We start from the raw sequence: 15,367 nt of genomic DNA, 5'->3' as shown, positions 1-15,367 counted from the left end.
ATTTTGGGCTTCCAAGTAATACGACTCCATCTGTCGAGTATCCTACAACTAGAATATCGTCTCGCTTATTACTCTATTCGTTGTTGCTCTAACCATTCTAAAACCCGATTCCATGCCCACTAAGGATCAGAATCGTTTACTTGACGCTGACAATTTTTACTACTCAAATAGCCAACATGGCCGCCATACTGGGTGGGAAACAAATCTATTGGATAAACTATTTTTAGTAATTCCGGGGATAAATGGTATAAAAATTGCAGGATACATTGGTGACTGGGGTGACTGGGATGATAGGTCAAATTATCGGTGGATGCTACCAAATTCTAAATCAATTTGGCAAAGGTGGATTTGGAGTTACTTTCACAGCCATTGACATCAGACGACCAGGGAATCCTCAATGTATCGTCAAGCAGTTTAAACCAATGTCCAGCGACCCAAATACTTTGACAATTGCTAAAAGATTGTTTGACACCGAAGCCGAAAAGCTAGAACGGTTAGGACATCACGACCAAATTCCCCGCCTGCTGGCGTTCTTTCCAGAAAACCAAGAATTTTATTTAGTACAGGAATATATAGAAGGTCACGACTTAACTCAAGAATTAATCTCAGGTGAACAACTGAGTGAAGCTACAGTCATTAAACTTTTACAGGATATCTTAGAAGTTTTGGCTTTTGTTCATCAACAGAACTTAATTCATCGGGATATTAAACCCTCGAATATTCTCCGCCGGCGCTCTGATGGCAAAATTGTTTTAATTGATTTTGGTGCAGTTAAAGAAGTTAGTACTCAGGTTATAAATCCTCAAGGAAAGACGACTTTGACTGTTGCTATTGGCACTCCTGGTTATATGCCTGCTGAACAAGTAAAAGGTAAACCGACTTTCCACAGTGATATTTATGCAGTGGGAATCATTGCCATTCAAGCATTAACGGGGATAAATCCTTACCCTGTAGGACTACCGACAGATTCACAAACAGGGGAGATTGTCTGGCGCACACACGCTCAAGTTAGCCCTAAACTAGCAAATATCATCGATAAAATGGTTCTATATGACTACCGCCAGCGTTATGGTTCAGCAAATGAAGTATTGCAAGCTATCAAAACACTATCACCTAAACCGCGATCGCGGAAACTTTGGCTAAGTGTGAGTGCAGTAGCAATAATTACTCTTTTAATTTTATGGATTTTATACCAATTTATTAACCCCAAACCAACACTTTCAACTTCCGAAGAGCGTGGCATCACAATTAAATATCCATCAGACAACTGGCAACCAATAAAACCACCTAGCAATGATATTGACAGCGAGGTGATTAAATTTATTCCTAAAAATCAAAATCAGGTAGATTTTTGTACCTTAGAAATAATAGTTAATATTAATGAGTTACCTCAGCAATTGTTATCTCTAGAAGAATATAAAAATTCGGCGATTCAAAAAATCAAAAAGAATAATCCAAATCAACAAGTTAAAGATGATTCTCAACCATCAACAACGTTATCAAACTTTAATGCTTATAAATTAACCTATACCCGCCAAGACGGACAATGTAAGCTGAAAGTGATGGAAATTGGCACAGTCAGAAATGGCAAAGCATATTTTATTAGTTATACTGCTGAGGAAAAAGAATATAATAAGTATTTAGAATTAGTGGAAAAAATGATTAATTCATTTAAAATTAAGGTTGAATAAATTGAGTAATTTGCAGTCAAAATTTATGATGACATTATCAAGAAAAGATAATACATCGAAGTTTATTAGTTATAATTATAACCTAATTAATTTTTATCCATCCAATTTATCCAAGGGTACAGCAGAGGCTTTTTTGTCATGAATTCATTTATTCAGCCAATCAATTTGCAGATATCATCTGATTCTTTAAATCAAGGTGAACAGGCTATTCGTCAAGAACTAGCCCTACAGTTATATGCACAAAATATTTTTACTTTTGCTCAAGCGCGTCACTTAGCTAACTTATCTGTCTGGGAATTTCAGCAGATTTTGGGGCAATATAAAATTGAACGTCATTATAATGAAGCAGATTTAGCCCAGGATATTAAGGCAGGAAAATTGTAAACATTTGAATAAATAGCAGTGGTAACATAATACTTATTACCTAATAAACCAGTATAGAGATTAATTATGACACAGCAGGCTTTTGAAGGGACTTGGGAAGAAATTATGCAACACGCCTCTGAATTTGCCGGACAAAGAGTGAGGCTGACAATTTTGACTGGTGAAACGGCTAGTCAGCTAGTAGAAGAAAACTTAGCCAAGCGGTTGGAAGGAAGAGTGGGAAAAGTTCATTTTCAACCATCCAATTTATCTGAGCGTACAGGAGAGGCTTTTGCTGAATTACTAGAAAATCAGTATAATTCTTCAACATTAAATCAGTGATTATTTGTGATGCCTCTGCCCTGATTGCTCTAATTAACAGAAATGATTCTAATCACCAGCGTTGTCTAGATATTTTACCTCAGCTATCTGCACCGCTTGTGACAACTTGGTCTTGTTTTACAGAAGCAATGTATCTACTAAGTCGGTATGGTGGCTGGTTAGCACAACAAGAATTATGGGGTTATGTTGCTGATCAAATTCTTATACTGCATACTAACACTATAGAAGACCAACAGAGAATGCAAGTGCTGATGGAGCAATATCAAGATACACCAATGGATTTAGGAGACGCTTCCTTGGTGGCTACTGCTGAATCTTTAAATCAGAGAAAAATTTTCACACTAGACAGGGATTTTCAAATATATCGACTTTATGGCAATCAAGCATTTGAGGTCGTTCCGTGAAAATCAGTTATTGCAGTAGAAAATAGCTACTCAGACAGCCGCCAAATTTTGATAGTCGCGTCATCACTACCACTAGCTAAAGTTCTGCCATCTGGACTAAACGCAACTGAATTAACCCGCTTAGAATGACCATTGAGAGTAGCAATTTCTTCTTGCCCTGTGGCTATATTCCAGATTTTGATAGTCGCGTCATTACTACCACTAGCTAAAGTTCTGCCATCTGGGCTAAACGCAACTGAATTAACTTCATCAGAATGACCTTTGAAGGTACGAATTTCTTGCCCTGTGGCGAGATTCCATATTTTGATAGTATTGTTCGTACCGCTACCAGCTAAAGTTCTGCCATCTGGACTAAAGGCGACTGAATTAACCCCATAGTGACTATCGAGAGTACGAATTACTTTCCCTGAGGCGGCATTCCAGATTATGATACGACCATCAGATATACCAGCAGCTAAAGTTCTGCTATCTGGGCTAAAAGCGACTGGCTCAATCCACTCACCCCTCATATCGAGGTTAGTAATTCCTTGCCCTGTGGCGATATTCCAAATGTTGATAGTATCTCCCCAACCACCAGTAGCCAAAGTTTTACCATCTGGACTAATGGCAATTGAATGAACCCTCCGAGAATTACCTTGGAGGATACGAAGTACTTTCCCTGTATTAGGGTTCCAGATTTTGATGGTTTTGTCCAAACTACCACTAGCTAAAGTTCTGCCATCTGGACTAAAGGCAACTGAAGTAACTTCATCAGAATGACCTTTGAAGGTACGAATTTCTTGTCCAGTGGCGAGATTCCATATTTTGATAGTACCGTCACCACTACCACTGGTTAAAGTTTTTCCATCTGCGCTAATTGCGACTGAATAAACTCTTCCTTCGATGTATGAATAAGTGTCACTTATTTTAATCACCTTTGTGGAATGTCCAGTCAAAGTCTTTGCAAAAATAAATTTACTAGCTGTATTTTCAGGTGGTGAAGTAATAGCTGGTGGTTGTGCAGATGAGGCAAGACTCAAATAAGTCTTCAACGGAATACCCAACACAGTAACAGCATTCGTATCTGGGCGAGTTGTAGCGCGTCCATGAATCCCGACTAATTTACCCTGCTCATCCAGTATTGCTCCCCCACTCATCCCCGGAAAACCACCTATGTCATACACAAAGGCGTAACCATCCTTTGGGTTTGTCACCAGACGCGAAATTGCACCCCTACGAAAATCCATGTCTGATGTTCCTTGGGGATAACCTGCTACAGAAATACTTGTACCTAATGCTACTTGGTCAGAATTGCCCTTTTCGGCTACACGATAATTTTCGTTACTCGTAAACTGAAAAACCGCCAAATCAACGCCAGGAAATCGCTTTACTTGGCTATTATTGAATGTATATTTTTTACCATCTGGTGTCTGAACTGTATAGCTACCTTTGAGTTGGACTACGTGCCAGCAAGTGACAACATTATAAACATTACCTTGATGCTCAATAATTACCCCAGAGCCAATATTTGCACCATCAATGCGGACTGTAATTTGTTTAGCAATTTCACTAACTTCTGAGGGTGTCAACGCTGTAGCTACTGGTTGCACAATGACAATTGCTATACCCAATAATACTGCCGAAAGTCCACCTGCAAACCTCATGATTTACCCTCAATATCATTTTGCAAAATTTCTTTCCTAATGGGTACAGCCATACTAGAACGTGTAATTAATTCTTGCAAATTTTGCTCAGGCTGGGAACCATCTTGATATACTTCCGGTGTATTCCAAATTGGGTCTTTGTGCAAACTATTTATACCCACAACTTCACCATGTATATTTAGCAATGGCGCTCCACTCATTCCTTTACGGACATCGTTGGTATACCCAATTTGGTAGCCTTGCTCTAAAGCCTTATCTAGCAATAAAGATACTTTACCAGAGGTAAACACAAACTGATTATTGAAGATTTTTTCTGCTTGGCTAGACAGCTTTTGATTAGTCACATTAGATGTAAATCCACCCACAAACACCTCATCCCCAAGCTGCAAGTTACACGCATCTTTGACATCAGCAACTGTATAAACTATATCAGGGCTACGAAATTGCAACACAGCCAAATCATCCTGCTGTAATTCCACAACCTGCAAGACAGAAGCTTGATAAATATGTCCATCTGCTGTTTGAATTTGATAGGGAGGTTTAGCTGCTCTCAGAACGTGAGCATTAGTGATTATTGTATAAATTTGTCCTTCTCGCTGTAGTAGAGTACCTGAACCTAGTAACTCTTTTGCAGATATTTTGACAGTGATTTTCTTCGCTAATTGTTGCAATTGCTCTAGCGAAAGGGAAGTTGATGTCCGAGAAAGTCTGGTAATCTCACCAGAAATGCTTTGCTGTCTTGGCAATGCTAACGAAATACCACCAAGACAAATCAGTAAGCAAACTGTATACCCTAGTCTGCTTCTTAACCATTGCCAATTCATCTTATAGTAAACTCCCCAAAAAACTGCAAACTAGAAGCGAGATTCTACGGGTTCAGTTTTGGGATTGTTAACACTAGAAGCCGATTGACCACACTCCTGACCGTCTACGAGTTGCTTAACATTAAGATACAAATCACCTTGGTCTTCAGTAAAAACTTGACATCCACTCAAATCCACAGGCTTACCTTCAACACCACGACGGAAATCAAGTATCTGTTTAAGAACCGCACCTGTATCACTTCCTGGTCTGAGAGTGACTAATATATTTTCTGATGTACAAGGTGCGCCCTTGCGATTGGTAATGCACAAAACTGAATAATTGTTGAAATTATTTCGGCTGGTGATGAAAAGTGAGCCATTATCGTAATAGCGTTGGAACCTAGCACTAACAATCTTACAACGCTGTGCAGGTGGAAACTTTTTAAAATCTTGAACTACCCAACGGATAAATGTCTCATTTCCCCGTGAGGTGCGTACCTTGGTAACTGGTATATTACCTTCGCGTGTGCAGAAGAACTTGTTTGCCTCAGCATAACTCGGCTGGTTACTTGTGGTGGCAACTGCCAAAGCTAAAGCTGAAATCACAGAACCTGTTGCTACTCTTGGTAATATGTGAGCAAATAACCTCAGTTGCATAATATATATAAGTATTAACTACTAAAAATACTTGACTGTAATAGAGGAAGTTACAACGTCAAATTGCAGATTTTCGGAATTAAGCTCAAACTATATCAGTAAAAATTAGGCTTTTTGATAAAAAATTATCAAGATGACTTACTTTTTGACGAGCGCTCACAACCTAGTACAATCGGACTACCAGATTTTAAAATTACGAATTACGCTTTTCCTCCAACCATTGTAAAATCCGATTCCATGCCCACCAAGGGTCAAAATCTTGTAGTTGACGTTGACATTCTTTACTGCTCAAATAACCAACATGACCGCCGTACTTAGTAAGTAACAAATCTATTACGGGATTGCGATCGCACGCTTCTTCTAATTCTGGTATGATACTTGGGTCAAAAAGTGGGTCATCGGCAGCATATAAAATCAAAGTCGGTTTCGAGATTTGCGGCAATATTTGTAAAGCACTACTAGCTTGGTAATATGCTTCCACAGTAGGAAAACCAAGTCGGTTAATTACCAATTCATTATCAAAACCCCAGATACTATTTGCCCGTTCAATCGCTGCTGGGTCAAGGCTTCCAGGATGGGCATCATGAATCCGCCACGCCAGTTTTTTTAAATTTTGGGCAATCCCTGCTTCCAAATATCTACCGAAAGGCTTTGTAACCAGATAAGATAGCGATCGCTCCGAATCTAAACTCGGACAAATTACCATACCACCGCCAATATCGCTATCTTCTAATCCTAAATCTTCATCCTCCCTAATCACCTCACCAGCAACCTTCACCGCCCATAACGCCAATTGCCCTCCTAAAGAATACCCTGTAAACCAAAATTTACCCGGACATCCCATTTCCTTAGCAGCAGCAGCGATGCGAACAAAATCTTCCCCCTCATACAAACCATCAGAGGTGAGAGTCGGGGACAAAACGGCCGTTTTGCCGTGGGCACGCCAATCAAATAACACTATTGCGTATCCTTGAGCATAGGCTTTACGTCCTAACACCCTCAAATACCATTCCGTCTCTAACTCTCCAGTAATGCCATAAGTACCGATTATCGTGCTATGAGCATTTTTAGGGATGGCAACCAAGCCAAAAATTGGCACACCTTGGCCACCAATAAAGATTTTTTCGTGATAAGAAGGTTCTGGTAATAAAGTAGTACTTTGCCAGTGACGTTTTCCCCACAAAGCAGTGTATACAGTCATCATTAGACCGTTTTGTAAAAACCAAGACGGATTGTAGGGCGGAGTATAACACATCATAGACTATAAGATTTCGTGTAATTGAGTCTTGATTTCACAGTCATTTAATCTTAATATTTATGTAAGATTTAGAAACTTTTTTAGAATCGATTCAAAAATCTTTGTATCTATCAAAGGTTGTTAATTATCCTTAATAAGTAGTAATAAATTTTAAAGAATGCCGAGGATTCTTGTCATAGACGATGACCCAGCGATTTCAGAACTAGTTGCCGTCAACTTGGAAATGGCTGGCTACGATGTTAGTCAAGCTGAAGACGGCATCAAAGGTCAAGCGCTGGCTCTCCAGCTACAACCAGACTTGATCATGCTCGATTTGATGTTGCCCAGGGTAGATGGGTTTACCGTTTGCCAACGCCTGCGCCGCGATGATCGCACCTCTGAGATTCCCGTGTTAATGTTGACGGCTTTGAGCCAAACTCAAGACAAGGTGGAAGGCTTCAATGCTGGCGCAGATGACTACCTCACCAAGCCTTTTGAAGTTGAAGAACTGCTGGCGCGAGTGCGGGCACTTTTGCGGCGGACTGACCGCATTCCCCAAGCCGCAAAGCATAGTGAAATTCTCAACTATGGCTCATTAACCCTCGTTCCCGAAAGATTTGAGGCAATATGGTTCAATGAGACGGTGAAATTAACTCACTTGGAATTTGAGTTACTTCACTGCTTATTGCAACGCCACGGTCAAACGGTTTCTCCTAGCGAAATCCTCAGAGAAGTTTGGGGCTACGATCCTGATGATGACATAGAAACGATTCGAGTGCATATTCGCCACTTGAGAACCAAGCTAGAACCAGATCCGCGTCATCCCCGCTATATAAAGACAGTATATGGTGCTGGATACTGTCTTGAATTACCCGGTGTACCTCCATCAAGCGAAGGGGCTTCAGTAACAGTCGTTGAATAAAATCACGCTAAATACCCTTAATTAAGCCATGATTTAGGCATTGAAAAAGAATTCAGCTATTCTGAAGTCAGGAGCCAGAATCAACAGTTATCAGTTATCAGTTAAGAATTTGATTGTCGATTGGGAGTCAGAGTCCTCCACTTAATTATCAGCGATCAATTATCAGTTCAAAATTGATAACTGTTCACTGATTTAACCCCGCACTGAAACTGTGATAACTGATAACTGTTGACTGTTCACTGATTTAATCAGTCGCGGGTCTGAATCGCCGACTTTCTTGGTCTGACAATTCAGGGGTATCTAGAAAACCTCACTTCTATTTCTCTCTTCCTTTGAGGAGAAAGACTTTGATTTTTCCGCCAACGCTACAAGGGTTGGGGGTTAGGTCAATCGTTAGCTTTTCCACATAACCTGAATTGTCAGGGTTATGGGTAGGATTTTTCGATGGTATAGAGACGTTGCATTGCAACGTCTCTCAGTTTACCGAGTTATACGTGCCGAGAAGCCCCTAAATTCTATTTATGGGGGCTAGGCACGGGCGATTTTAATCGTCGTGATACATCAATTTTTCTTTGAGTAATCGCATTTCTAGCATCACCGCTTCAACTTCATCTAAGGTGTTGTAGAAATGTGGTGCAATCCGAATTCCAAGCGGAGGACGATAATCCACGATAAAACGACGAGCAATTAAATGTTCACAAATTTTTTGAGTAATGCGACTGCTGTCCTCTGTAGAACCATTTATATAATTAACAGTAATTGCACCTCCACGTTTCACAGGATCTCGTGGTGTATTGACCGTGAAACCGAATTCATCCGCCAAAGCGATGATGCGATCCGTCAATTCCAGTGACTTTTTCCGAATCGCTTCAACTCCTACCTCAGTTATAATTTTCAGCCCACTTCTTGCTGTATATAAGCATGGAACTTGAATACTAGAGGTAAGAAAGCGATGCATCCCTAGAGTAAAGTTGACATCTGGCATATTAAAAGCGAACGGTTCGCGATCTGCTAACCAACCCCGTATTGCCGGTTGAAACTGTTCTTGTAAATTCTGACGAACATACATAAAAGCAGCACCTGGCCCACCACATAACCACTTCAGTACACCCGACATTAAAATGTCTATATCAAGCGCTTTGACATCAATAGGCACTACACCTGCGGCTTGGTAAGAATCAAGAATCACCAGCGCCCCCATTTGATGGGCACGATCAATAATAGATCGCACATCTTGAAGGGCACCAGAACGAAAATAAACATGCGAAATCGGAACAATTAATGTAGTCTCGTCGATTGCGGCACAAATTTTCTCTGGATCGATGGTAATACCATCTTCTGATTGAATGACTACAGGTCTTGCTCCATATTTTTGCCATCCTTGCCAAACATAAGAAATGCTGGGAAAGTGCAAGTCTGTATAAACTACTTTATTTCGCTGACCTGAAAAATCAAGCGAACTGGCAATTATAGCATTAGCAATTGTTAGGTTATGAATTAATACAACATCTTCTGAATTTGCACCAATGATGTTGGCAAACAAGCTACTTACCTCATTGACTAATGGAAACCATTGATGCCATGCTTCCACACCTGAAAATTCCCACAATTTAGTGTAAACATCCAACTCTGCTTTGGCTTCTTTTGGCATAGCACCCAGTGAGTTAGAAATCATATAACAAGCAGTTTCAAGAATTGGAAAATGCCGACGATATTGTTGAGCTAGGATGTCCATAATTAGTGATAAATATGATTAAAAAATAGATGTATAGCAGTCCTAACTCATTTGTAAAATATTTGAATCAAAACCTAATTTACAGAAAGTCTAATTTAGATTTTCTGATATAAATTTTCTACTGGACAAGCATCAATCACTCGGTATTTGCACTGTTTTACAGAGTTTTTGGTTAGCTAGATATAATTCAGGAAAATACCGTTGTTCAGCGATCGATTTATTCAAATATTTCACCCAATCCGATCCGGCAGTTCCGTAAGACACCTTAGCTAAATGTTTGGTACTTACCTTCAGATGCATACGCTTCCAATCTGTAATGGAGACATCCATTTTTAGTAAATTTTCTGCTAACTCTATTAAGTCTTTCTCTTGTCCTTCAGTCAATAATGTTTCAAACAACTCTACAGCATCTTTGGAGCTAGATAGTCGCTGAGATACGATAGTAATAAACATTGAGCGTAATGATGATTGCTTAACTTTGTCTCCAACAAAGTTAAAATGTGCAACGTCCTTATTTTTTAATTTGACAAAATTGGGTATTGTGCCACCTAATTGTTGTTTATCTGCAATTAAGTTTTCCCAATAGAATTTTTCTTTCTTCGGCAATACCTGATTCCTGGTTTCGTGATTTTCTGGATTAGAGCCTGAACTTTCGCTAGGTGATGCTTTTCGTTCTAGACCTGCGAGAATTTCTATGATGCGAAATTGTGTAGATTGAAATCCACTCGCTGAACCTAAAGCTTTGCGAAAAATCAGGAACTCTTGAGTTGAAAAACATTCAATTAAAATATTAAAACTATTAATTAAAGTAGAAAAATAATGATTAATTCTTTCAACTGCATTAGTGGCATTGGTGATATCGCATGGGGTATCGCTGAGGGCACGAATTGCACGCTCACCTTCGTGAATTATTAGACGGAACCACAACTCTGTTTGCTGATGATAAACTAAAAAAGTCATCTCATCATGGTAGTCAGTAATAGGTTTCTGAATTGAGAGAAGTGTTTCTAATTTAATATAATCATCATAATGTAAGTCTCGTTGCAGCGCAGTTCCTTCCATATAATCTAAGAAGCGATCGCCATAACGCTCTTTTAGTAAATTAATTACCCGTTCCAGTTTTTCATTCATCTTTTTATCAAAAGTTATCCGATAATTTTGGGGCTGTAGTTGATTTTTACGGTAGCGTCTAAATTGGATATATGATTGCTCCAAGCAATAAATTTGCGTCTAGTACACAGATTTTTTCCCTAAATTTGAGCGTACTTCCTTCACGAATAATCACATCCAAATATCGCCCAGCATTGAAGAGATTGGTTGTACTATCAACCAAGCTCTCGAACACTATAAAGTTTGCTTGAGTGTGCAATGTTGATTCAGAATTGCCAACAATACGGATATTGGAGATTAAATGTCGGCAGTAGCGAGGAGCATGAAAGCTGGTTTTTTGGATACCTGAAACGCGATCATGAAGCATCCCAATTCCTTCACAGTACATTAATGCCAGAGGTAGCCCGCGATCGCAATTTTCACGAGTAACGATTTTATAAACACAATCTTCTGTAAAAAATGATGTCCAACGCTCAATCTCCTCATCAACGGCATTGGCATACTCGTAATAAAAAAGTTCTAGTTCTTCACGAGATATTTTTTGCTCTAAATTCATGTAGTCCGTTGGCATAACTACACTCCCATTACATTTCTATAGTAGGTATAAAAGGCACGAATAGCCGACTCTGTTAGCATGTGATCTGCATCCTCGCAACCATTACCTCCCATCTTCAGGATGGCGGCTTCTCGATCATAAGGATTAATTCCATTTTGTAAGCACTGCAAAATTTCACTATCATCAGCTGAGACATAACCTGCCGGGCCCATTAAATTTGCCTGTCGCAAACGCTGTGCCTTAATTTCAGGAGTGTCATCAGCATAGCCAAAGAAAGTCCAGACTAGTTCCGAGCGATCGGGGCTAGAAGGTACAATTTGACGGGTTGCCAGAGTATTAACCTGCTGTTGCACAATCAAATTAGGATAGAGAGTTTGCATTACACAAGTTTCATAACCTGGAAATTCATCAGTAGCTTCCAGCAATTGTGGGCCTTGTAACTTCATACTGTTAACAAATGAAGTTGTCTCTGTCTTCACTTCTTTTGATACCTGTTTTCCTTTAGACGAAATCAAACAGGCATGACGACCTGTTTCATCTATGCGGACTTCAGACTTTTGATCCGCACGCCAGAGTCCAAATGTAACCAAAAAAGCATGGAGTATCGTGGCATGATAGGGGTCTTTGGTATTCTCGAAAATGAGTTTCCAATTGCTATTAATCACTTGCCGAAAATAGCCCAATACATATAACTCTCTGCCATCAAAGACACGATCAAAATAATTGAGCATCGTTGAACCTAAATATTCCTCAAAGGTTTCCATGTTTGGCTCAAACGACGCAAAAAAGACGCCATGCCGCTCTGTAACATTCAACCTATGCAACCCATAGTTTTTAGGGTCAAAATCATCTGCCATACCACCCTGACCATTCACTCCTTTCTGAAACGGAATTCCTCGTAGATTTCCTTGAGTATCGAAGTTCCATTGGTGGTATGGACACTGAAACGATGTAGCATTGCCAAAATTATGCAAGCATAGTTGCGCTCCATGATGAGTACACTGATTGACAAAAGCATTCACAGTACCATCTTTAGCGCGGACAAGAATGATTGGTATACTTCCTACCGTACTGCGCTTAAAGTCTCCAAACTTTGGGATCTCCGCACCAAGTCCGACATAATTCCAACTTCGTCCCCCAAATATGTAAGTTTGCTCTTGTTTGTAAATTTCTGGGTCGGTATAGAACCGATAGGGGATCTCGTTACAAATAGTTTTATTAGAAACTTTTTTGTCAACAAAACTCGCGTCTGGAGATGTTTTTTCCATATCTACTAAGCTCGATTTTATCCATTTTTACGAAATACAAACAGTAGGGCTTAAACTCTTCTAGGGCAGTACTTTAAGTTTTTGGACTCGATCGATAATCAGTAACATGGAAAAAATATTTGGCAAAAACACTAGTTTTTTGCCAAATAAAGAAAGCCGTGTTCTTAATTTTGGATAAAGTCGAGCTAAGGGTAAGTTCGAAGATTCACATCAAGAAATGCTGTAAATTCCTCTTGTATAAAGCCAGCTAGCAGTTTTAGTTCACAAATAAAATTAAGTTAACTAATTATTCGCTTTTTCTCGATTTCATTAGATTCAATAACTCATTAGTAAATAATACGGGGAGTAATATATCCTGATACATATTAACCACATAAGTTTAAGCTCGTCAAGCCCCTATTACTCCTTTATTTATCATGCAAGAAAAATCTGAAACCTATGTTCAGAGAGGGTTTTTGCTATTGAACTTTTTTTGTGTTTCCTGTAGTTATACATAATATACAAATATATTTATTTATACACTTAAGTATAAAGGTTTGCCGCTAGCAATCGCTAATTTCATCCCAAATATGGCTTTTATCATTTAGCTTACTATGTGCATCAGAAGCTCACACTCACCGCTTGCGGTAAGTGTGAGTAATTCACGCAATTCGAGTTACTTGCTGATTCACACGGGGACGGCCAAAGCGTTCCCAAGCACTCCCGCCTCGCAGAAATAGCTCTAAAAAGCGCACTGGTTCTCCTGAATCGCCTCTTGACCAACCGGAACTACCAGGAGCAAAGGCTAAAGTTCCTTCGGACACCTTGAAGCTGCCATCAGAATACACTGCATCACTGACTACATCTCCAATTCGGATCACAATTTTGCTTTGAGGCTCTAAATTCAGTGTATGCGCCCCAATAGTTGTTTTGATGTTGCCGTAGCCATCAATCCAGGCAATTCGATTTGGTGGAACATCTGGGATTTGCTCACTCTTGAGGCTATCTCCCAGAACGCTAAAATCTTCACTCATAATGGCGGCCGCCGCCGGAGGAAAGACATCCCGTGAGCGAAACTGCGATCCACCACGAGAAACGTTGACCACTCGCAACTCCTTTGTATGGTCTTTGATAAAGGAGAGGGTGTAGCCTGCATTCACACCTACTACTTTTACACCATTGGATAAAAGCGCATAAGTTAGTCCTTCACCTTCATTGTCTCGACGGGCTTCAGGATCGTCCTGACGAGGGGCACAGTTATGATAAATTAGGCGATCGCTAGGCCCAGGGTTAAGTCCTAGTTGGGCAATCCAAAATCCCGTTGCCAATGTACTGAATGCTGGAACCGAAAGCAAATGAATTTGGGCATGGGGAAAAGCCATCAGCAGGCGTTGTGTGACTTCTGTAAATGCCGGATCTCCTGTACCGTAGTCTGCAATGACACTGATAAACATTTTGCTCCTCCTCCATTAGGGTAGTAATTTGAAACCAACCTAATTCATAATTCAAAATTAAATCCCGGATGTAACATAATTATGAATTATGAATTATTCGGTCATGATGTGATTAGGGACTGACAAAAAATAAATTATCCAAAATTATTTGTAAATTTGTAGGGGCGCCAAACCTTACGCTTCTAAGATTGGATGTTTTTTTCACTGCAAGTCCCTTACAGGTTGAAATAAGCAATTGTCTGCTGATTTCACTCCTATTAATAACGTTAAAGTCTTAGTCAACGCAATGAAAACAATCACTTCACTTTTTAGCGAAGAACGCAACCAACTTCAGACAGATATTGATAACACAACTAACATTGAGGAGATAGTTAAGTTGGTTCAAAACCGACTTGATGATCTCGAAAGAATTTACATTGAAAAGCTTAATTTGGCTCAAGTTCGTCTAGCTTCCTTTTTCCTGGATACTCTGCGGCAGTCCATCGCTACTCTTGCTGCGGCTAACTATTCTCAAATTGCTCCAACAGAGCAAAAGCAATTTACTAACCCAAGTACAAACCTTTTTTCCAGCAGATTAATCTTGAAGCTGCTAAAGGGGCTAATTTATCTAGGCATCTTAGGTTCGTTGTTCTCTTTAACTAAAACTAGTCCAGGTGCATGGATGGCTATCTTACTAACTTCTCTACTTCTAGGGATAGAAGTTGTACTTCAACTTGACTCAAACAACCAGCAAAATTCTATATCTTCAGAGCTATTGGAATTACCTAAACCTCTGCTTAGGGTTGATAGCAAAGTATTTTTAGATCATCTTGGCGATGCTCTCAACACTATCGACCTAGCAGTAGCTAGAGTAGAAGAATGGAATAAACATGAAGGCGACTTAGCAATAGAAGAACTGCCAGAGTTATTAAATTTTCTGCAAAGGCTAATGGGCGCATCAAAACTTGATAAACCCCAAATGGCTTACGAACTTGCAAAACTTCTGCCACAAATTTTAATGTCTCAGGGAATTAACGCTCAAATTTACCGACCAAATGACCCGCATAGCGATCGCAATTATTTTGACTTTGAGCCAAGTATCGACCCCGATACCAAAGATCACGTAACTCTAACTCCGGCTTTGTTGAAAGGCGATCGCTTGATTCGGCGCGGTAGGGTAATTGAGCCAACATATTCCTCTGCTAGAGAATAATAGACAATTAA

15 protein-coding genes are annotated in these 15,367 nt (G+C 39.8%); 6 read left to right on the top strand and 9 right to left on the bottom strand.

Translation table 11 applies throughout. The features are described 5' to 3' along the window. Positions 1-287 precede the first annotated feature (287 nt). The 4 genes from RMX98_RS17820 (at position 288) to RMX98_RS17805 (ending at position 2,800) form a co-directional block, all read left to right on the top strand. On the top strand, positions 288-1,691 hold the full coding sequence (locus RMX98_RS17820) for a protein kinase domain-containing protein (RefSeq protein ID WP_322678046.1): 1,404 nt from the start codon (positions 288-290) through the stop codon (positions 1,689-1,691). A gap of 138 nt (positions 1,692-1,829) precedes the next feature. Then, a complete protein-coding gene (locus RMX98_RS17815) occupies positions 1,830-2,075 on the top strand; it encodes a UPF0175 family protein (RefSeq protein ID WP_322678047.1) in 246 nt (81 codons plus the stop codon). 66 nt (positions 2,076-2,141) lie between these two features. Further along, positions 2,142-2,396 carry a hypothetical protein gene (locus tag RMX98_RS17810; protein ID WP_322678048.1) on the top strand — a complete coding sequence of 85 codons (255 nt, stop codon included), beginning with the start codon at positions 2,142-2,144 and terminating at the stop codon, positions 2,394-2,396. Further along, entirely contained in the window at positions 2,393-2,800 is a 408-nt protein-coding gene (locus tag RMX98_RS17805; protein ID WP_322678049.1) for a type II toxin-antitoxin system VapC family toxin, read from the top strand. The genes RMX98_RS17810 and RMX98_RS17805 overlap by 4 nt, the downstream gene beginning before the upstream one ends. 26 nt (positions 2,801-2,826) lie before the next feature. Here RMX98_RS17805 and RMX98_RS17800 read toward each other — a convergent pair whose 3' ends face one another. The 4 genes from RMX98_RS17800 to RMX98_RS17785 form a co-directional block, all read right to left on the bottom strand. Continuing rightward, positions 2,827-4,443, bottom strand: coding sequence for a trypsin-like peptidase domain-containing protein (locus tag RMX98_RS17800; protein ID WP_409881330.1), 1,617 nt, complete (start codon positions 4,441-4,443; stop codon positions 2,827-2,829). Then, positions 4,440-5,267 carry a serine protease gene (locus RMX98_RS17795; RefSeq protein WP_322678051.1) on the bottom strand — a complete coding sequence of 276 codons (828 nt, stop codon included), beginning with the start codon at positions 5,265-5,267 and terminating at the stop codon, positions 4,440-4,442. The genes RMX98_RS17800 and RMX98_RS17795 overlap by 4 nt, the downstream gene beginning before the upstream one ends. A gap of 30 nt (positions 5,268-5,297) precedes the next feature. Beyond that, positions 5,298-5,903 (bottom strand): COP23 domain-containing protein, encoded by a 606-nt coding sequence (locus RMX98_RS17790; protein WP_322678052.1) that lies wholly within the window; start codon positions 5,901-5,903, stop codon positions 5,298-5,300. Positions 5,904-6,096: 193 nt separating this feature from the next. Next, on the bottom strand, positions 6,097-7,161 hold the full coding sequence (locus RMX98_RS17785) for a YheT family hydrolase (RefSeq protein ID WP_322678053.1): 1,065 nt from the start codon (positions 7,159-7,161) through the stop codon (positions 6,097-6,099). Positions 7,162-7,318: 157 nt separating this feature from the next. Here RMX98_RS17785 and RMX98_RS17780 point away from each other — a divergent pair, with 157 nt between their 5' ends. Beyond that, positions 7,319-8,062: a response regulator transcription factor gene (locus tag RMX98_RS17780; RefSeq protein ID WP_322678054.1), complete on the top strand. Its 744-nt coding sequence runs from the start codon at positions 7,319-7,321 to the stop codon at positions 8,060-8,062. A 544-nt stretch (positions 8,063-8,606) separates the two neighbouring features. Here RMX98_RS17780 and RMX98_RS17775 read toward each other — a convergent pair. The 5 genes from RMX98_RS17775 to RMX98_RS17755 form a co-directional block, all read right to left on the bottom strand. Continuing rightward, positions 8,607-9,797, bottom strand: coding sequence for an aminotransferase class V-fold PLP-dependent enzyme (locus tag RMX98_RS17775; RefSeq protein WP_322678055.1), 1,191 nt, complete (start codon positions 9,795-9,797; stop codon positions 8,607-8,609). 132 nt (positions 9,798-9,929) lie between these two features. Then, positions 9,930-10,928, bottom strand: a complete 999-nt coding sequence (locus RMX98_RS17770) for a tryptophan 2,3-dioxygenase family protein (protein ID WP_322678056.1) — start codon at positions 10,926-10,928, stop codon at positions 9,930-9,932. Positions 10,929-10,986: 58 nt separating this feature from the next. Then, a complete protein-coding gene (locus tag RMX98_RS17765; RefSeq protein WP_322678057.1) occupies positions 10,987-11,478 on the bottom strand; it encodes an aromatic-ring-hydroxylating dioxygenase subunit beta in 492 nt (163 codons plus the stop codon). Positions 11,479-11,480: 2 nt separating this feature from the next. After that, positions 11,481-12,731: an aromatic ring-hydroxylating oxygenase subunit alpha gene (locus RMX98_RS17760; protein WP_322678058.1), complete on the bottom strand. Its 1,251-nt coding sequence runs from the start codon at positions 12,729-12,731 to the stop codon at positions 11,481-11,483. Positions 12,732-13,372: 641 nt separating this feature from the next. After that, positions 13,373-14,164, bottom strand: coding sequence for a hypothetical protein (locus RMX98_RS17755; RefSeq protein ID WP_322678059.1), 792 nt, complete (start codon positions 14,162-14,164; stop codon positions 13,373-13,375). A gap of 286 nt (positions 14,165-14,450) precedes the next feature. Here RMX98_RS17755 and RMX98_RS17750 point away from each other — a divergent pair, with 286 nt between their 5' ends. Next, a complete protein-coding gene (locus RMX98_RS17750) occupies positions 14,451-15,356 on the top strand; it encodes a hypothetical protein (RefSeq protein ID WP_322678060.1) in 906 nt (301 codons plus the stop codon). The last annotated feature ends 11 nt before the right edge of the window (positions 15,357-15,367 follow it).

This window comes from Nostoc sp. DedQUE02 (genome assembly GCF_034531035.1).
Classification (GTDB): Bacteria; Cyanobacteriota; Cyanobacteriia; order Cyanobacteriales; family Nostocaceae; genus Nostoc.
Note: the sequence above shows the minus strand (reverse complement) of the source record. Positions and strands in the feature narration are given on the sequence as shown.

What these genes read in the sequence shown, in the direction of transcription:
- RMX98_RS17795 (WP_322678051.1), bottom strand. Translation starts at nt 5,267, where the DNA reads ATGAATTGGCAATGGTTAAGAAGCAGACTAGGGTATACAGTTTGCTTA.
- RMX98_RS17790 (WP_322678052.1), bottom strand. Translation starts at nt 5,903, where the DNA reads ATGCAACTGAGGTTATTTGCTCACATATTACCAAGAGTAGCAACAGGT.
- RMX98_RS17785 (WP_322678053.1), bottom strand. Translation starts at nt 7,161, where the DNA reads ATGATGTGTTATACTCCGCCCTACAATCCGTCTTGGTTTTTACAAAAC.
- RMX98_RS17780 (WP_322678054.1), top strand. Translation starts at nt 7,319, where the DNA reads ATGCCGAGGATTCTTGTCATAGACGATGACCCAGCGATTTCAGAACTA.
- RMX98_RS17810 (WP_322678048.1), top strand. Translation starts at nt 2,142, where the DNA reads ATGACACAGCAGGCTTTTGAAGGGACTTGGGAAGAAATTATGCAACAC.
- RMX98_RS17755 (WP_322678059.1), bottom strand. Translation starts at nt 14,164, where the DNA reads ATGTTTATCAGTGTCATTGCAGACTACGGTACAGGAGATCCGGCATTT.
- RMX98_RS17775 (WP_322678055.1), bottom strand. Translation starts at nt 9,797, where the DNA reads ATGGACATCCTAGCTCAACAATATCGTCGGCATTTTCCAATTCTTGAA.
- RMX98_RS17800 (WP_409881330.1), bottom strand. Translation starts at nt 4,443, where the DNA reads ATGAGGTTTGCAGGTGGACTTTCGGCAGTATTATTGGGTATAGCAATT.
- RMX98_RS17770 (WP_322678056.1), bottom strand. Translation starts at nt 10,928, where the DNA reads ATGAATGAAAAACTGGAACGGGTAATTAATTTACTAAAAGAGCGTTAT.
- RMX98_RS17815 (WP_322678047.1), top strand. Translation starts at nt 1,830, where the DNA reads ATGAATTCATTTATTCAGCCAATCAATTTGCAGATATCATCTGATTCT.
- RMX98_RS17820 (WP_322678046.1), top strand. Translation starts at nt 288, where the DNA reads ATGATAGGTCAAATTATCGGTGGATGCTACCAAATTCTAAATCAATTT.
- RMX98_RS17765 (WP_322678057.1), bottom strand. Translation starts at nt 11,478, where the DNA reads ATGCCAACGGACTACATGAATTTAGAGCAAAAAATATCTCGTGAAGAA.
- RMX98_RS17750 (WP_322678060.1), top strand. Translation starts at nt 14,451, where the DNA reads ATGAAAACAATCACTTCACTTTTTAGCGAAGAACGCAACCAACTTCAG.
- RMX98_RS17760 (WP_322678058.1), bottom strand. Translation starts at nt 12,731, where the DNA reads ATGGAAAAAACATCTCCAGACGCGAGTTTTGTTGACAAAAAAGTTTCT.